Raw genomic sequence first — 16667 nt, 5'->3', positions numbered from 1 at the left:
CCTTGCCGGGGTGTCCGCCCTTCGGCGTTCGCGGGATCGGCGCCGGGACACGCCCCGGCTAGCGGCCGGCGGCGTCCGCGTCGCCCGTCGCGTTCTTCGGGGCGGGTGCGTCGGCCGGGTCGTCGTCGATCTCCTCGACGTCCTCGAACTCCTCGATCGCCTCGAGGGAGAAGTCGAACTCCTCGGCCTCGTAGTCGTCTTCGAAGCCGGGCAGCCAGGTGGCCAGCTCCTCGCGGAAGGGGGCGGTGGCGCCCAGCTGACACAGCACGCCGATGGTGCTCAGCGTGACCCGGTGGATCAGCAGATAGCTCGGCGGCAGATTGAGCTGGCGGGCCAGCGCGGAGGCGGGATTGCGCGGGTCGCCGATCCGCGCGCCCTGTTCGCGCATCCACGCCCGGGTGAAGGTGAACTCCTCCACCTCGGCCGGTTCCAGGAACGGCAGCAGGTAGTCGAGCACCTCGCCGGCGTCCAGCTTGATCGACGGCTTGACGAAGCCCTCGGTGCGCAACACCTGCATGACGCTGTCCGCGTCGCCGTCGAGCGCGAGGCGGAACGCCCGGCCGATCGGCTCGGGCAGCCCCTCGGGCAGCCGATTGACCGTGCCGAAGTCCAGGACACCCAGACGCCCGTCGGCCAGCAGCCGGAAGTTGCCCGGGTGCGAGTCGGCGTGCAGCATGCCGGTGCGGGCCGGACCGGAGAACAGGAAGCGGCTGAGCATGTGCCCGGCCCGGTCGCGCTCCTCCCGGGTGCCCTTGTCGATCACCTTGGACAGCGGTGTGCCGTCCATCCACTCGGTGATCAGCACCCGTTCGGTCTGGTGCACCACGTGCGGCACGAAGATGTCGGGGTCGCCGTCGAACTCCACGGCGTGCGCGGTCTGCGCCTCCGCCTCCAGCTGGTAGTCGAGCTCCTCGGCCACCCGGGCCTTGAGTTCGGCGATCAGCGGTTTGACGTCGATGCCCGGGATCAGCGCGCCGGCGAAGCGGGCCACGTGGCCGAGCTGGTTGAGATCGGAGATCAGCGCGTCGCCGGCCCCGGGGTATTGGATCTTGACCGCGACCGTGCGGCCGTCGTGCCAGACCGCCCGGTGCACCTGGCCGATCGAGGCGGCGGCCGCGGGCTTCTCGGTGAACTCCTCGAACAACGTGCGCCAGTCGTCGCCGAGGTTGTCCGCGAGCGCCTTGTGCACGGTGCGCGCGGGCATCGGCGGCGCCGCGTCCTGAAGTTTGGTCAGGGCCGAGCGGTAGGGCCCGGCCACCTCCTCGGGCAGCGCCGCCTCGAACACCGACAGGGCCTGCCCGAGTTTCATCGCGCCGCCCTTCAACTCCCCGAGCACCTTGAAGAGTTGTTGCGCGGTGCGCGCCTGCAGCTCCGCCGCGACGATCTCGGCCGGTCTGCCGCCGATGCGCCTGCCCAGGCCCAGTGTCGCCCGGCCGGCCACCCCCAGCGGGAGGGACGCGAGCTTGGCGGTGCGGGTGACGGCCCTGCGCGGAAGATCGCTCACGCGACCCATTGTGTCCGACTCGGCGGCGCGGCATGTGTGATGGGGCCCACCTCTTGCGCCGGGCGGGTGGCGCCGCAGTCGCACCGCGCGTGCGGCGCCCAGCTCCGGCGTCGGGTCAGCCCGTCGGGCAGCTCGATCTCCACCGTCCCGTCCACGGTGGTGGGCAGCCCGCCGTCGAGGAAGGTGAGCACCTGGAGCGCGGCCCGGGCGGCGACCTCGGTGGCCAGCACCACGTCGCACGGCGGCTCGCCCGGACCGGGCGCCGCCGCGAGTTGGGCGAGCAGGCGCGGCCAGCCCGGATCCCGGTCGCTGCGGGCCAGGTCCAGACACCGGCCGCAGGCGGAGCGGCCGACCAGGACGAACGGCCCGACCACCCCCGTGGTCTCGCGGATGTCGGCGTACAGGTGCGGCACCCGCTGTCGGATCAGCCGGGCGCCGGGGGCCGGATCCGGACGGCCCTCCGGGACCAGCACCGCGACGTCGGGGGTGCCCCGCCCGGCGGGCAGCGCGCAGCGCACCCCCGGGGCCAACCGGCGCAGCGCGGCCCGCACGGTGGTCTCCCGCCGCGGTCGCTCCGCGTCCCAGCCGTAGGCCACCGGCCCCGCGTCGCCCGCCCGCACCGGTCGGCGATCCGCCGGCACCACGTGGCCGACACCGGCGGCGGCGAGCAGCCCGGCCACCGCCGCGCCCACCCGACCGGCGCCGTGCACCGCCACCACCGCCCGCGAGCGCCGGTCCAGCGCGGCCAGGCCCGCGCCGCCGCTGCCGTGCACCAGGGCCAGCGAGGTCAGGTCCGGGCCGAGCCGGGCCCGCTCGTGCGGCAGCGCCGGCACCGGGGTGGGCCGCCCGGACGCGTCCTCCAGCACGTCCTCCCGGGCAAGCAGGTCGAGCACCGCCGCGGCCCGGGCGCGGGGGAGTCCGACGCGGTCGGCGAGTTCGTAGGTCCGCGCCAGGTCCCGGGTGCCGTCCAGGTGCTCCACGAAGCGGGTGGTCACCGGATCGAGCCCGCCGAGCAGCACCGCCCGAGCCGGGTCCAGACCCAGTTGCAGGGTCTGTCGATCGCGCCACAGCCGGCGCAGGGCGGGCTTGAGCAGCGGACGCATGGGCGGCCTCCGAGGGGACGGTACGCGTGGACGGACGGCGACGATCGAGGCCCGACGCACCGGGCTCGACCGGCCCCCAGCGTGCCCGGCGGCGACCGGGCCGGGTATTTCGTTGTCCACAGCCCGCGTATGAATATGCTATTTGGAAATATCAGGCACAGAACAATGGAATGGGAGTTATTGCGCGAATAGTGCTTATGCCCGCGATTATGCCCGTGAAAAGCGATGTGGAATATCCCCCGCCGGCCCGAAGCGGGCGCGCCCTGTCGGTGCCGTCGGTTAACGTCCTGGTTGTGGTCGCGGATCCCGGGGCCGGACACGACATGCTGTCCGGAGCCCCGTACCAGGGTGCCGTCGAGGTGCGTCGCAGCGCCCGGCGGAAACGAACCGTATCGGCGTACCGGGACGGGGACCGAACCGTGGTCCTGCTCCCCGGCCGAATGACGCAGACCGAGGAGAAACGCTGGGTCGGCGTGATGCTGGAGCGCCTGGCCGCCCAGGAGCGCCGCCGACGCCCCAGCGACGAGGACCTGGCCGTCCGCGCCCGGGAGTTGTCCGCCCGCTATCTCGACGGCCGGGCCGAGCCCGCGAGCGTGCGCTGGGTGGGCAACCAGAACACCCGCTGGGGTTCGTGCACGCCGGTCGACGGCACCATCCGGCTCTCCACCCGCCTGCGCGGCATGCCGACCTATGTCGTCGACTATGTATTGCTGCACGAGTTGGCGCATTTGCTGGTGCCCGGACACGGACCGCGTTTTTGGACCCTGCTCGCCGCATATCCGCGCACCGAACGCGCGCGGGGATATCTGGAGGGTGTGGCGACCGCGAGCGGGCTCGCGATGAGCGACGAGGCCGACACCGATCCGGCCGACGCGGAGCCGGCGCGCGCCGGGGCCGAGCCGCCGGCGCCGCCCCGGGGGCGCTCCGCCGCGGCCGGTGCGCGCGGCGCCCGCAAGGGCACCGCCGCTGCGGACGGTACCCGGGCGGGGACAACGCGCGATCGGGCGGCCCGCAAGCCTCGCGGCTGACCGGAATCCGGCTCGGCACAGTCGTCGCGGCGCCGGATTCGGGCGTATAGCGTGAGGCGCGTACGCGGACGGAGCGGCCGCGGAAACACGCCCGCCGGGGGGCACGAGCGGCCCGCCCGGCGCGCAGCCGTACCCCGACCGGGGCGCAGCCGATGTTGTAGCGTGCCGAGCGCGGCGGGGACCCAGGTGGTGGGCGCCCGCACCGCCGGCGGCGGAAAAGCGGGGAAGGGAGCCACACAGTGGTCGAGTTCAGGAAGGGACAGAAGTCGAAGCTGTCCGACCTGACCGCGGGGACCGATCTGTATGTCGGGGTGCAGTTGGACGGCCCCGGGCTGACGTTCGACATCGCGTGCTTCGGGTTGGACGCGGGCGAGCGGCTGTCCGACGATCGGTACTTCGTCTTCTTCAACCAGCCCAAGTCGCCCGAGGAGTCGATCCAACTCCTCGGCGCGCAGGCCGGTGACACCGAGTCCTTCCGGGTGACCCTCGACCGGGTCCCGCCGCACGTCAACAAGCTCGCGTTCACCGCGACGATCGACGGCGACGGGGTGATGTCCCAGGTCGGGTCCGGCTATCTGCGGATCGTGGCGGGCGGCCAGGAGGTCGCGCGCTACTCGTTCACCGGGCGCGAGTTCAGCACCGAGCGCGCGGTGATGATCGCCGACATCTACAAGAAGGACGTCTGGCGGTTCTCCGCCGTCGGCCAGGGCTTCGACGGCGGACTGCGCGCGCTCCTGGAGAACTTCGGCGGCGAGGTCGCCGAGGACGAGCCGGAGCAGGCGTCCGCGCCCGCGCAGGTGCCGCCCGGCGGGGCACCCGGATTCGCCCCGCCCGGCGCCGGCGTGCCGCCGCAGCAGCACCAGTCGCCGCCGTCCTTCGGCCCGCCCGGTGGCGGTCCGCCGCCGCCCCCGCCCGCGCCCACGCCGAACTTCGGGCCGCCGCCCGGCGCGCCCCAGCCGGTCGGCGCGATGCCGCACGGCGGTCCGCCGCCCGGCCCGCCCCAGTACGACAGTCCGCCCCAGTACGGCGGCACCCCGCCGCACGGCGCCCCCGGCGGCTACCCGCCGCCCGGCCCGCAGCAGTACCAGCAGGGCCCGGGCACTCCGCCGCACGGCGCGCCGGGAGGCTACCCGCCCCCGCCCGGCCCCGGCGGCTACCCGAACCCGAACCAGACGCCGCACCAGGGGCACATGGCGCCGCCCGCGCCGCCCGGCACGGGTCAGCCCGGTGGCTACCCGCCCCCGTCCGGCCCCGGGGGCTACCCGCCGCCCGGCCCGCCCGGACCCGGCGGCTACCCCGGCCAGGGTCAGCCCGGCCAGATGCAGCCCACGCTCCAGATGCCGGTCCCCGGCGGCCCGGGCGGACCGCCGCCCGGCCAGGGCATGCCCCCCGGTCCCGGCATGCAGCAGGGCGTCGGCGTCGCGACGCCCGAGCCCGCCTTCCAGTACGGCATCGACCAGTACCGCGAGGTGCCCGCCGGCGGTCGCTGGAGCCAGCAGAATCCCAAGATGGTCCGCGTCGACGTCTCCGGCGGCAAGGTGATCGCCCGCCAGGGCGTCATGGTGGCCTACCAGGGCGACGTGAAGTTCAAGTTCCAGGGGCAGAGCCTGCGCAACCGGTTCGACAACCGGCAGACCGGCCAGTCGCTCGAACTGATGCGCTGCGAGGGCAGCGGCGAGGTGTTCCTCGCCGAGGACGCCGCGCACCTGCACCTGGTCGAACTCCAGGGCAACAAACTGTTCGTCAACGTGGCCAACGTGCTCGCGTTCGACGAGGGGCTGACCCTGGAGCCGGCCCGCGTCGAGGGTGTGGGCATCCCCGGCGGCGCGCTGTTCGCGCAGACCTTCACCGGCCAGGGCACCGTGGTGATCAAGACCAGGGGCATCCCGCTGGTGTTGCCGGTCCAGGGGCCGACCTTCGCGGACAGCAACGCCATCGTGGCCTGGACCGGTACCGACATGCAGGTCTCCACCACGACCCAGATGCGGCTGCGCCGCACCGCGTTCCCCGGACACAGCGGCGAGACGGTCAACCTGCAGTTCCGCTGCCCGCCGCAGGCCAACAACTTCATCGTCGTCCAGCCCTACGAGGTGTGAGGGGAACATGGATCAGCAACTGATCGCCGCGTACGGGCAGACCGCGCCCCAGGCGCGGATGAGCGCGCACGGCCACAAGATCTGCCGGGCCAACATCCAGCCCGGCGCACCCGGCGTGCTGGCCAAGCAGGGCTCGATGATCGCCTACGAGGGCTACATCACCTTCGAGGGCCACGGCCAGGGCATGCAGCGCCGGGTGACCGGCGGTATCACCGGCGAACGTATGCAGTTGATGCGGTGCAGCGGCCAGGGCGACATCTACTTCGCCGACTACGGCGCCGACGTGGCCATCATGCAGCTCAACCCGGGTGAGGGCCTGTCGGTCAACGCGAGCAACATCCTCGCGTTCGACGAGAACCTGGAACACCGGATCAAGATGGTGAGCGGGGTCACCGCGAAGTTCAGCGGCAACGGCCTGTTCAACATGGAGTTGTCCGGTCAGGGCTGGGTGGCGATCACCACGCGCGGCACCCCGGTGGTGCTCAACCCGGCCGAGCGCGAGACCTACGTCGACCCCGACGCGCTGGTCGCCTGGAGCACCAGCCTCAAGGTCGGCACCAAACGCTCGATGCGGCTCGGCGGCATCGTCGGGCGCGGTTCCGGCGAGGCGATGCAGGTGTCCTTCAAGGGCAACGGCTTCGTCGTCGTGCAACCGGCCGAGGACGCCACCGACCGTTTCCACGTGCGCGGCTGACCGCGAGCCAAGGAGGAACACCGTGCAGAGCTCGCTTTTCGGCCACGCGCCGGTACACAACCCCGAGCGGTACAGCTTGCAGAACGAGCACATGCTCAAGGTCCAGCTCGGCAACGGGCACCCGGACCACTGCCTGGCCCGGGTCGGCTCGATGGTGGCCTACCAGGGCGCGATCGACTTCGACGGAAACCTGCGCAGCGGCGCCGAACAGCAGGCCGCCGCGGCCACCGGCGAACAGCTCCAGCTGATGCGCGCGCAGGGCACCGGCACCATGTGGCTGGCCAACATGTCCCAGTCGATCCACGTGCTCGACCTCGACTTCGAGGGACTGAGCGTGGACGGGCAGTACGTACTGGCCCTGGACAGCACGCTGAGCTGGAACGTGGTCGCGATCGAGAGCGCCCAGTCGATCGCCGGCGCCGGGTCGTACAACCTCGACATCAGCGGCAACGGCAAGATCGCGCTGATGACCTCGGGCAAGCCGCTGATCATGCGGGTCACCCACGGCGCCGAGGTGTTCGCGGACGCCGACGCGGTGATCGCGTGGAGCACCCGGTTGCAGATCAGCCTCCAGGCGCAGGCCACCTCGGCCCGGATCTACCGCCGTCGCCGGGGCACCGGCGAGGGCTGGAACATGGCCTTCATGGGCGAGGGCTACGTGGTGGTCCAGCCCAGCGAACTGCTTCCGCCGGTCGAGTTCATCCAGCCCGGCGGCTACCTCGCCAACCGCGGCCTCGGCCAGGACGGCGGGGTCCGCGGCAACACCTGGGGCCAGTAGCACCCGGCCCGGGAAACCGGGGAACAGCGACGCCGAGGGGCGCCCGACCGATCACCGGTCGGGCGCCCCTCGGTATGTCCGTGACCGCCGCTCGGCGCGCGCGACCTCAGACCAGAGCGCGGGCCCGGCCCACCAACGCGCGGACCGAGTCGTCGGTGTCGGCCGGCAGCGCGTCGAACGCGAACCAGCGCAGATCCAGCGACTCCTCGCTGATCACCTCCGCCGCGCCGGGCGGGGCCAGCGCCGCGTACTGCACGTCCAGGTGCACCGCGCACGGCGTGTCGTGCCGGTCGAGGTAGACCGGCGCGCCGTCGGCGAGCAGGGTCAGGCCGGCGATCCCGGACTCCTCGTGGGCCTCGCGCAGCGCCGCCTCGGCCGGCGTGCGGTCGCCCGGCTCGCAGTGCCCGCCGGTCTGCAACCACCGGAGGATCTTCGCGTGCAGCGTGAGCAACACCCGACCGCCGGCCGGATCCACGATCACCGCACTCGCCGTCACGTGCCCGGCGCGGCAGGCCTTGAGCATGCCGTCCTCGTATGTGGCCAGATGCTCCAGGTAGTCCCGGCGCAGCCCGTCGGCACGATCGTCGGGCGCGTGCCACGCGGACAGCGCGTCGACCGTCGCGACGCGAAGGCTCACGCGGCGGGCCCCTTGCCGCCGTCGGTGCCCTTCGGCTCGTCGTCGCCGTTCGCCCCGCGTTCGGCGTCGTCGGCCTCGGGCTCGCCCTTCGCCTCGCCCTTCGACTCCAGCGAGTCCAGGTCCGCGTCCAACTCGGCGTCGAGACCGGACAGGTCCAGCTCGGTGTGGTGCACGAAGCCGTCGGGGTCGTCCAGGTCGGCGGCGGTCGGCAGCAGGTCGGGGTGCTGCCACACCGCGTCGCGCCCGTCCACGCCGCGCGCGTCGGCCAGCGAGGCCCACAGTCGGGCCGCGTCGCGCAGCCGGCGCGGACGCAACTCCAGGCCCACCAGCGTGGCGAAGGTCTGCTCGGCCGGACCGCCCGTGGCCCGCCGCCGACGCAGCGTCTCGCGCAGCGCGCCCGCAGAGGGCAGCCGCGGCGCCGCCGCGCTGTGCACGACCGCGTCGACCCAGCCCTCCACCAGCGCGAGGGCCGTCTCCAGCCTGGACAGCGCGGTCTTTTGCTCCGGCGTCTCCTCGGGCTCGAACAACCCCTGCGAGAACGCCTCCTGCAGCGCCTCGGGGTTGCTCGGGTCGATCCGACCCGCGGCCTCCTCCAGGCGGCTCATGTCCACCTTGATGCCCCGCGCGTACGCCTCGACGGCGCCGAACAGGTGTTGCCGCAACCACGGCACGTGCACGAACAGGCGCTGGTGCGCGGCCTCGCGCAGGGCCAGGTAGAGCCGCACCTCCTCCTGGGGCAGGGACAGGCCCTCGCCGAACGCGGTCAGGTTGGCCGGCAGCAGTGCCGCCTTGCCCGCCGGACCGATCGGCAGCCCGACGTCGGTCGAGCCGACCACCTCGCCGGCCAGCGCGCCGAGCGCCTGGCCCACCTGGGCGCCGAACATCGCGCCGCCCATGCCGCGCATCATGCCGAGCAGCGGCCCGGCCATGCTCTGCATCTCCTCGGGCATCATCTCGCCCATGGCCGCGACCACCCGGGTCGCCAGCGGTTCGACCAGCGCGCGCCACTGGGGCAGCGTCGCCTCGATCCACTCGGAACGGCTCCAGGCCGCGGTGGTGCTCGCCCCGGACGGCAGCGAGGTGGCCTCGTCCAGCCACAGCTCGGCGAGCCGCACGGCCTCCTCGACGCCCGAGCGCTCCACCGCGCCGATCGACGCGTCGCCCTGCTGCGCCACGGTCTGCCGGGCGATGTCGCGGGCCAGGTCCCAGTTGACCGGGCCGCCCTCGTAGGAGAGCAGCTTGCCCAGCTGCTGGAAGGCCGCGCCGAGGTCGGCCTGATTCATCTGTCCGAAAAGCGCGCCGAACGGGTTGTTCGGGTCACCGCCGGCGGCACCGAACCCGAAGGGGTCGTTCGGATTCGAACCGCCGGACCCGCCGCCGGGGCGGTTGGGATCGTCGTCGCCCGAGGGCTTGCCGAAGCCGAACGGGAAGTCAGCCATGGTGGGGCCCCTCTACGTTTTCCATGTGCGCGGCGCCCTCGGGCCCGACCATTCGATGCCGACTCACGGTTACCTCGTCTCGCTCGAGCCGCCCGCCGCCCCGGCCGGAGGCGACACCGCGCAGGCGTCGAAACGCGCCTGGCGTGAAGATCACGACAACACCTCCGGCAGGATGGATCGCGGACACTGACAGGAAAGGCAAGCAGTCGCGCGTACCTTTCTTGACGAACCGCTCGTACCAAACTAACCACGGGAGACCGCCAGTGAGTTCCCAGCCCCCACGCGTTCGCTCTGGGCGGAGCGGGCGGGAGAGCACGAGCGAAGGCACCGGAACCGATGCCGCGCAGACCGCTCCGGAGAGCGATCCCCAGTCCTCGGGCCGGCCCGAGGACCAGCCCTCGGCCACCAGTGTGCCCCGGGTGCGCCCGGTCGTCGCGGTCACCGGCGCCGCCGCCGGGCTCGGTCATCGCGTCGCCTCGCTTCTGGCCGCGAACGACCAGGTCAAACGTCTGATCGCGATCGACGAGCGGCGTGGCGAGATCCCCGGCGCCCAGTGGCGGATCATGGACGTCCGTGACCCCGCGCTGGCCGGCCGGCTGGAGGGCGTGGACGTGGTGGTGCACCTCGCGCTCGACATGTCGCTCGACTCCGAGCCCAGGTCCCGGGGCGCGCGCAACGTGCGCGGCACCCAGACCGTGCTGACCGCCGCCGCCGCGGCCCGGGTGCCGCGCGTGGTGTTGTGCACCTCGGCGATGGTCTACGGCGCGCTGCCGGACAACGACGTACCGCTCGCCGAGGACGCGCCGCTGCGTGCCACGGCCGACGCCTCGCTGGTCGGGGATCTGCTGGAGATCGAGGAACTGGCCGAGCGCACCCCGCGCGCCCATCCGCACGTCAAGGTCACCGTGGTGCGGCCGGCGACGCTGGTCGGCGGTCCCGAGGCGGACAGCGTGATGACCCGGCACTTCGAGGCGCCGCGCCTGCTCGTGGTCTCCGGCGGGCAGCCCCGCTGGCAGTTCTGCCACCTGGACGACCTGGCCTCGGCGCTGGAATTCGCCGCGCTCGGCCGGGTCGAGGGTGTGGTCACGGTCGGCTCGGAGGGCTGGCTGGAGCAGGAGGAGATCGAGGAGTTGTCCGGCATGCGCCGGATGGAACTGCCCGCCTCGCTCGCCCTGGGCACCGCCGAACGGCTGCACCGCCTCGGCATCACGCCCGCCCCCGCGGGCGACCTCGCCTACACGATGCACGGCTGGGTGGTCTCCGCGGAACGGCTGCGCGCGGCGGGCTGGCGACCGGCGTGGACCAACGAGGCGGCGTTCGCCGCGCTCCTGGAGGACGTCGCCGGGCGGCACGCGCTGGTGGCCCGCCGGCTCGGCCGCAAGGACGCCACCACGCTCGGCGCGGCGGGCGCCACCGTGGCGCTGGTGGGCACGGCCGCGATCGTGCGCAAGGTGCGCCGCCGGCGCCGGGGGTTCTGAGCCGCGCGGCCCCGTGGCGACCGGGTTTCGGCCCGGTCCGGCGCGGGGTCGCCCGCGCCGTCGGGGGACCGGGGTGTCCGGGTCCGTGGCGCGGCGCGCGATACTGCCCGGTATGGACGTCATCCGCATCGCCGAGATCCGCGACACGCCGTTGTCCGTCGACGAGGTTTTCGCCGCGGTCGGCGACCGCGCCGCCGGGGGCATCGACCTGTTCGTCGGTACGGTCCGTGACGCCGACGGCGGGCGCACGGTCACCGCGCTCGAATACTCCGCCCACCCGTCGGCCGCGGTGGAACTGCGTCGGGTGATGGAGAAGATCGCCGCCGACCAGCCGGTGCTGGCGATGGCCGCGGTACACCGGATCGGCCGCCTGGAGATCGGCGACCTGGCGGTCGTGGTCGCGGTCGCCTGCCCGCACCGCGCGGAGGCGTTCGCCGCGTGCCGCCGACTGATCGACGACCTCAAGCACGAGGTGCCGATCTGGAAGCTCCAGCACTTCGCGGACGGCGACGCGGACTGGGTCGGCGCCTGCTGACCCCGACGCCCATCCGTTCCGACGCTCCACCCGCCCCGTCCGCACCATCCGCCGCCGGGCGTCCCGGGCACCTCGGAGCAACGGAAATGCACCATCACCACCACATACATATGATTTAAGCCGTTACCCTCCCTCTCGTGTCGATGGAGTACGTCATGGCGGCTGTCGCATGGTGGTGGGCCATCCCGGGCGTCGCGCTCGTGATCGCGGTGAGCTGGGCCGCGTGGACGTGTCGGGCGTTGCGTACGCCGAGCATGCACGACTCGATGTCCGACTTCGAGGAGTGGAGCGCGGCTCTGGACCGGGTGCGCACGGCCACCCCGATCATCCACGACCCCACCGTCGACGCACCCGACCCGACACTCCCGGGAACGGTCCGCGACAACCCGTGACGGCCCGGCCCGCACCGCCGGAATCCGGGTGCCGTAGGGTCGGGCGCATGTCGCGCCGCACCGCCACCCTGGTCGTCTCCGGGCTGCTGCTCCTGGCCCTGGCCTGCGCCGTGCTGTTCGCGCCGGTGCCCTACGCCGAGTTGAGCCCCGGGCCCACGTACAACACGCTCGGCGACGAGGGCGGCAGGCCGGTCATCGAGATCTCCGGCCACGAGACGTATCCCACGAGCGGGCACCTGAACATGACCACCGTGTCGGTGACCAACAAGTCCTACGACATGCCGCTGCTCGACGCGCTGGCCGGCTGGGTCAAGGGCGACGCGGACGTGGTGCTGAAGAAGTCGCTGTACCCCGACGACAAGTCGGCGGCCGAGGTCGAGCGGGAGAACGCCGAGGAGTTCAGCTCCTCGCAGGAGCACGCCAAGGTCGCCGCGTTCGCCGCCCTGAACATCCCGATCGAGAAGCAGGTGATCGTCTCGACCGTGGCCAAGGACGCGCCCGCGCTCGGCAAGCTGCACGCCGGCGACATCATCCTGGCCGTGGACGGCACGCCGATCACCCGGACCGAGGACGTCGCCGGGGCGATCACCAAGCACAAGGCCGGCGAGACGGTCACGCTCACCGTGGACCCGGCCGACGCCCGCGGCACCAGGCGCGACGTGCAGGTGGTCACCGGCCGGGCCGAGGACGACGGCCGCGCCCTGGTCGGCATCACCCCGGGCATCCTGCCGAAGTTCCCGTTCAAGGTGGAGATCCACCTGGAGGACGTCGGCGGCCCCAGCGCCGGGATGATGTTCGCGCTCGGCATCGTCGACAAGCTCAGCCCGGGCGACCTGACCGGCGGCAAGTTCGTGGCCGGCACCGGCACCATCGACGACGCGGGCAAGGTCGGCGCGATCGGCGGCATCCAGATGAAGACCATCGGGGCCCGCCGCCAGGGTGCGAAGTACTTCCTCACCCCCAAGGCCAACTGCGCCGCCGCCGCGCAGACCCGGCCGGGCGGTCTGACCCTCGTCCAGGTGGAGACGCTGGACGACGCGCTCAAGGCGCTGGCGACGATCCGCACCGGTCAGGGAACCCTGACGGAATGTCATGCGTGACCGGTGCGGACCCGCTCGGCCCCTACTCCTCGTCGGTGTCGCCGAACGTGGCCAGCAACGCCTCGGCCAGGCCGGGCACCAGGTCCGCGCCCGAGAGCACCTCGGAGTCGTCGTCCTTGGCCCGCAGCCGCACCGCCGACTCGCGCGAGCCGTCGCGCAGCACGCCGACCGCGAGTCGGACCTCCTGGCGCTCCGGGTGCGCCGCCACCCAGTCGTGGATCTCCTCGTCGCTGCCGACGGTGGGCATGTTCGCCTCGGCGGACGGCGGCAACATCAGCCGCTCGACCACGAGCGCGCAGCCGAGCACGGCGTCGGGCCAGGCGATGCTCGCCAGGAACTCATCGATCGCGACGTGCTCCGGGATCTCCTCCTGCTCGATCGGCGTAAGGGTGTCGATGGGCGCGTCACGGTCGGCGGACAGGCCGAGCTGCGCGGCGAGGTCGGGTTCGGTACGGGCCAGTTCCCCGGTGTCCACGAGCGCGTACAGGCGGGGCTGCTGGTCCCAGCCGTACCCCGCCACGTGGCGTTCGATCTCGACGAGGGCCTGGGTGAGTGCAACGGTCATGACCCCATCTTCCCGTCTCCGCCCCACGACGGATCACGAGCCTGTATCGGCCGTGTCCGTGGGGAACCACGTCCTGTCTCGGTAAGTTGACCCATCGAGCGCCGACCGGGCGCGTCCAGGTAATGATCGAGGTGCGCACCCTTGGTTTTTCAGATGCCCGAACGAGGCGGCTCAGGTGGCCGTCGGATCAGATTGGGAGCTCCGTCCCGCAGGTCCAGAACACTGCTCCTGACGCTGGCCATCCTCGTGGTGATCGTTGTCGCGTGGGTGCTGTTCGCGAATTTCTGGACGGATTGGCTCTGGTACAAGTCGGTCGGCTACGGAAACGTATTCACGACCAAGCTGTGGACGCGCATCGGGTTGTTCCTGGTGTTCGGTCTGCTCATGGCCGCGGCCGTCGGCGCCAACATCTACGTCGCCTATCGGCTGCGTCCCGCGTTCCGCGGGATGTCGCTCGAACAGCAGAGCCTCGACCGCTACCGCTCGGCCATCACGCCGTTCCGTAGCTGGCTGCTGATCGCGCTGTCGGTGATCATCGGCATCATCGCCGGAACCTCGGCGTCGGGGCAGTGGAAGACGTGGCTCCAGTTCGTGAACGGCGTCTCGTTCGGCGCCAAGGATCCGCAGTTCCACAAGGACGTCTCGTTCTACGCGTTCGATCTGCCGTTCTATCGGTTCCTGATCAATTTCGCGTTCGTCGCGGTCGTCGTCGGCCTCGTCCTCGCGGTGATCACGCACTACCTCTACGGCGGACTTCGGGTGCAGAGCCCGGGGTCGCGGGCCACCCCCGCCGCACAGGCGCATCTTTCGCTGCTGCTCGGCCTTTTCGTGTTGTTCAAGGCCGTCGCGTACTGGCTGGACCGCTATTCGCTCGCGGTCTCGTCCGGTGATTTCAAGCAGGCCTCGCAATTCACCGGCCTGCGGTACACCGACGCGCACGCGGTATTGCCGGCGAAGACGATCCTGTTCATCGTCGCGCTGATCTGCGCCACGCTGTTCTTCGTCAACGTCTTCCGCCGCACGTGGGCGCTGCCGATCATCGGCTTCGGCCTGATGGTGCTCTCCGCGGTGCTCATCGGCGGGCTCTACCCGGCGATCGTCGAGCGGTTCCAGGTCAAGCCGAACCAGCAGGCCAAGGAATCCAAGTACATCCAGCGCAACATCGAGGCGACCCGGCTGGCGTACGGCATCGACAAGGTGGAGCCGGAGAAGTACGACGGCAACGTCGAGGCCAAGCCCGAGCTGAAGGACCAGGCCGCGAACACGGCCAGCATCCGGCTGCTCGACCCGAACATCGTCTCGCCGACGTTCAACCAGATGCAGCAGCTGCGGCAGTACTACGCCTTCCAGACCACGCTGGACGTCGACCGCTACATGATCGACGGCAAGATGCAGGACACCGTGATCGCGCTGCGCGAGCTGAACCCGAGGGGTGGTCAGACGCACAACTGGGTCAACGATCACACCAAGTACACCCACGGGTACGGCGTCGTCGCGGCCGAGGGCACCCGGGTGGACCGCGAGGGCAAGCCCGTCTACATCGAGGGCAACATCCGCACCGACGCGCAGGAGGCCCAGACCCCCAGCCCGCTCGGTCCGTACCAGCCGCGGATCTACTTCGGCGAGTCGACCACCGAGTACTCGATCGTGGGCGCGCCGAAGAACACCACGCCCACCGAGGTGGACTACCCGACCGACACCGCGGCGGGGCAGGCCACCTACACGTACAACGGCAAGGGCGGCGTGCCGATCGGCGGCATGTTCAACAAGCTGCTGTACGCGACGAAGTTCCAGGAGGGCAACATCCTGCTCTCCGACACGATCAACAAGGATTCCCGGATCCTGTACAACCGCACGCCCAAGGAGCGGGTGGAGGCGGTCGCGCCGTGGCTGACCATCGACGGTGACCCGTATCCGGCCGTGATAGACGGCAGGGTGCAGTGGATCGTGGACGCGTACACGACCAGCAACGGTTATCCGTACGCGACCCGCACCACGCTCGGCACCGCCACCGCCGACTCGCTCAACGCCGAGGACCGGGCCCGGGGCGCGGTGGGCAACACCGGCAACGTCAACTACATCCGCAACTCGGTGAAGGCGACGGTCGATTCGTACGACGGTTCGGTCAAGCTGTACCAGTGGGACGAGAAGGACCCGGTCCTGAAGACCTGGATGAAGGCCTTCCCGAACACGATCAAGAAGAAGGGCACGATCCCGCCGACCCTGATGGAGCACCTGCGCTACCCGCAGGACCTGTTCAAGGTGCAGCGCGATCTGCTCACCCGGTACCACGTGACCGACCCCCGGACCTTCTTCAACGGCTCCGACTTCTGGAAGGTCCCCAAGGACCCGACGGGTCGCACCGCCGGTTCGGGCGACCAGCCGCCGTACTACCTGTCGATGAAGATGCCGGCCGCGACGCCGGGCGGTGCCCCGGACGCGCAGCAGTCGTTCCAGCTGACCAGCACGTTCGTGCCGAAGGAACGGCAGAACCTGGCCGCGTTCATGGCGGTGAACTCGGAACCGGGATCACCGGGTTACGGCAAGATCAGACTCCTGAGCCTGCCGCCGAACACGGCGATCCTGGGCCCGGATCAGATGCAGAACCAGTTCAAGTCGAACGCCGCGGTCGCGCAGGTGATCAACATCCTGCAGCGCGGCGACTCGGTGGTGGTCTACGGCAACCTGCTCAGCCTGCCCGTGGGCGGCGGCATGTTGTACGTGGAACCGGTGTACGTCCAGGCCAACGCGCCCGGGTCGTATCCGGTCCTGCAGAAGGTGCTGGTCTCCTACGGCGGCAGCATCGCCTTCGAGGACACCCTCGATCAGGCGCTGAGCAAGGTGTTCAGCGGGTCGCCGACGACCACGGTGCCACCGACCGACACCGGGACACCGCCGACCACCGGGACGCCGCCGACGACGGGCACTCCGCCGCCGGCGACCGAGAACCCGACGGTCAAGCAGGCGCTCGACGAGGCCAACCAGGCACTCAAGGACGCGGACGCGGCGTTGAAGGCCGGTGACTTCGGCAAGTACGGCGAGGCGCAGAAGCGGCTCCAGGCGGCGGTGAACAAGGCCATCGCGGCGGAGAACGCCGCGAAGGCGCCGCCGGCGACCACGCCGCCGGCGACCGGCACCCCGCCCGCGAACGGGACGCCACCGGCCAACGGCACGCCGCCGGCGATCGGGGCGCCGCCCGCGACCGGGGCACCGAAGCCGTGACCGTCCACGTGTGACGTACGACGGGCCCGTCCCCTCCGGGGGGCGGGCCCGTCGCGTCGTCGATTTGGAGCGCGGGCCGGGGTCACGTAAGCTCGG

The 16667-nt window shown here is 71.6% G+C and carries 13 protein-coding genes and 1 pseudogene; 9 read left to right on the top strand and 5 right to left on the bottom strand.

Annotated elements, in window-relative coordinates; genetic code table 11:
* Positions 1-58: 58 nt before the first annotated feature.
* Together EMA17_RS14595 and EMA17_RS14590 are read right to left on the bottom strand one after the other, a co-directional pair.
* A complete protein-coding gene (locus EMA17_RS14595) occupies positions 59-1504 on the bottom strand; it encodes an ABC1 kinase family protein (protein WP_126637410.1) in 1446 nt (481 codons plus the stop codon).
* A complete protein-coding gene (locus tag EMA17_RS14590) occupies positions 1501-2607 on the bottom strand; it encodes a hypothetical protein (RefSeq protein ID WP_126637409.1) in 1107 nt (368 codons plus the stop codon). Before EMA17_RS14590 ends, EMA17_RS14595 begins: the two co-directional genes overlap by 4 nt.
* Before the next feature lie 323 nt (positions 2608-2930).
* On the opposite strand from EMA17_RS14590, the pseudogene EMA17_RS14585 reads away from it, so the two are divergent.
* From EMA17_RS14585 to EMA17_RS14570, 4 genes and pseudogenes are all read left to right on the top strand, one after another.
* Positions 2931-3443, top strand: a pseudogene (locus EMA17_RS14585) (M48 metallopeptidase family protein); the annotation flags it as partial.
* A 431-nt stretch (positions 3444-3874) separates the two neighbouring features.
* A complete protein-coding gene (locus tag EMA17_RS14580) occupies positions 3875-5731 on the top strand; it encodes a TerD family protein (protein ID WP_126637408.1) in 1857 nt (618 codons plus the stop codon).
* A 7-nt stretch (positions 5732-5738) separates the two neighbouring features.
* Entirely contained in the window at positions 5739-6425 is a 687-nt protein-coding gene (locus EMA17_RS14575) for an AIM24 family protein (RefSeq protein ID WP_126637407.1), read from the top strand.
* 22 nt (positions 6426-6447) lie between these two features.
* Positions 6448-7203 (top strand): AIM24 family protein, encoded by a 756-nt coding sequence (locus EMA17_RS14570; protein WP_246126658.1) that lies wholly within the window; start codon positions 6448-6450, stop codon positions 7201-7203.
* Positions 7204-7309: 106 nt separating this feature from the next.
* On the opposite strand, the gene EMA17_RS14565 is transcribed toward EMA17_RS14570, so the two are convergent.
* Both EMA17_RS14565 and EMA17_RS14560 read right to left on the bottom strand, forming a co-directional pair.
* The gene (locus EMA17_RS14565; protein WP_174861360.1) at positions 7310-7840 is read right to left on the bottom strand and encodes an NUDIX hydrolase; all 531 of its coding nucleotides are present in this window, start codon (positions 7838-7840) and stop codon (positions 7310-7312) included.
* The gene (locus EMA17_RS14560) at positions 7837-9279 is read right to left on the bottom strand and encodes a zinc-dependent metalloprotease (RefSeq protein ID WP_126637406.1); all 1443 of its coding nucleotides are present in this window, start codon (positions 9277-9279) and stop codon (positions 7837-7839) included. Before EMA17_RS14560 ends, EMA17_RS14565 begins: the two co-directional genes overlap by 4 nt.
* 410 nt (positions 9280-9689) lie before the next feature.
* Here EMA17_RS14560 and EMA17_RS14555 point away from each other — a divergent pair, with 410 nt between their 5' ends.
* The 4 genes from EMA17_RS14555 to EMA17_RS14540 all read left to right on the top strand — a co-directional run bounded on the left by EMA17_RS14555 (position 9690) and on the right by EMA17_RS14540 (position 12784).
* Positions 9690-10757 (top strand): NAD-dependent epimerase/dehydratase family protein, encoded by a 1068-nt coding sequence (locus EMA17_RS14555; RefSeq protein ID WP_126637598.1) that lies wholly within the window; start codon positions 9690-9692, stop codon positions 10755-10757.
* Between the two features lie 112 nt (positions 10758-10869).
* Positions 10870-11292 (top strand): molybdenum cofactor biosynthesis protein MoaE, encoded by a 423-nt coding sequence (locus EMA17_RS14550; RefSeq protein WP_126637405.1) that lies wholly within the window; start codon positions 10870-10872, stop codon positions 11290-11292.
* A gap of 155 nt (positions 11293-11447) precedes the next feature.
* On the top strand, positions 11448-11684 hold the full coding sequence (locus EMA17_RS14545) for a hypothetical protein (RefSeq protein ID WP_126637404.1): 237 nt from the start codon (positions 11448-11450) through the stop codon (positions 11682-11684).
* A gap of 47 nt (positions 11685-11731) precedes the next feature.
* The gene (locus EMA17_RS14540) at positions 11732-12784 is read left to right on the top strand and encodes a YlbL family protein (RefSeq protein ID WP_126637403.1); all 1053 of its coding nucleotides are present in this window, start codon (positions 11732-11734) and stop codon (positions 12782-12784) included.
* A 22-nt stretch (positions 12785-12806) separates the two neighbouring features.
* Here EMA17_RS14540 and EMA17_RS14535 read toward each other — a convergent pair whose 3' ends face one another.
* A complete protein-coding gene (locus EMA17_RS14535; RefSeq protein ID WP_078975522.1) occupies positions 12807-13349 on the bottom strand; it encodes a PPA1309 family protein in 543 nt (180 codons plus the stop codon).
* 153 nt (positions 13350-13502) lie between these two features.
* Between EMA17_RS14535 and EMA17_RS14530 the strand changes: the two genes are divergently transcribed.
* Positions 13503-16571 (top strand): UPF0182 family membrane protein, encoded by a 3069-nt coding sequence (locus EMA17_RS14530; protein ID WP_246126657.1) that lies wholly within the window; start codon positions 13503-13505, stop codon positions 16569-16571.
* Positions 16572-16667 lie beyond the last annotated feature (96 nt).

The sequence above is a fragment of the Embleya hyalina genome, assembly GCF_003967355.1.
Classification (GTDB): domain Bacteria; phylum Actinomycetota; class Actinomycetes; order Streptomycetales; family Streptomycetaceae; genus Embleya; species Embleya hyalina.
Note: the sequence above shows the minus strand (reverse complement) of the source record. Positions and strands in the feature narration are given on the sequence as shown.

Excerpts from the sequence above, each read along its gene's own strand:
- EMA17_RS14560 (WP_126637406.1), bottom strand. The coding sequence starts at position 9,279 with ATGGCTGACTTCCCGTTCGGCTTCGGCAAGCCCTCGGGCGACGACGAT.
- EMA17_RS14590 (WP_126637409.1), bottom strand. The coding sequence starts at position 2,607 with ATGCGTCCGCTGCTCAAGCCCGCCCTGCGCCGGCTGTGGCGCGATCGA.
- EMA17_RS14530 (WP_246126657.1), top strand. The coding sequence starts at position 13,503 with ATGCCCGAACGAGGCGGCTCAGGTGGCCGTCGGATCAGATTGGGAGCT.
- EMA17_RS14545 (WP_126637404.1), top strand. The coding sequence starts at position 11,448 with ATGGCGGCTGTCGCATGGTGGTGGGCCATCCCGGGCGTCGCGCTCGTG.
- EMA17_RS14550 (WP_126637405.1), top strand. The coding sequence starts at position 10,870 with ATGGACGTCATCCGCATCGCCGAGATCCGCGACACGCCGTTGTCCGTC.
- EMA17_RS14535 (WP_078975522.1), bottom strand. The coding sequence starts at position 13,349 with ATGACCGTTGCACTCACCCAGGCCCTCGTCGAGATCGAACGCCACGTG.
- EMA17_RS14540 (WP_126637403.1), top strand. The coding sequence starts at position 11,732 with ATGTCGCGCCGCACCGCCACCCTGGTCGTCTCCGGGCTGCTGCTCCTG.
- EMA17_RS14575 (WP_126637407.1), top strand. The coding sequence starts at position 5,739 with ATGGATCAGCAACTGATCGCCGCGTACGGGCAGACCGCGCCCCAGGCG.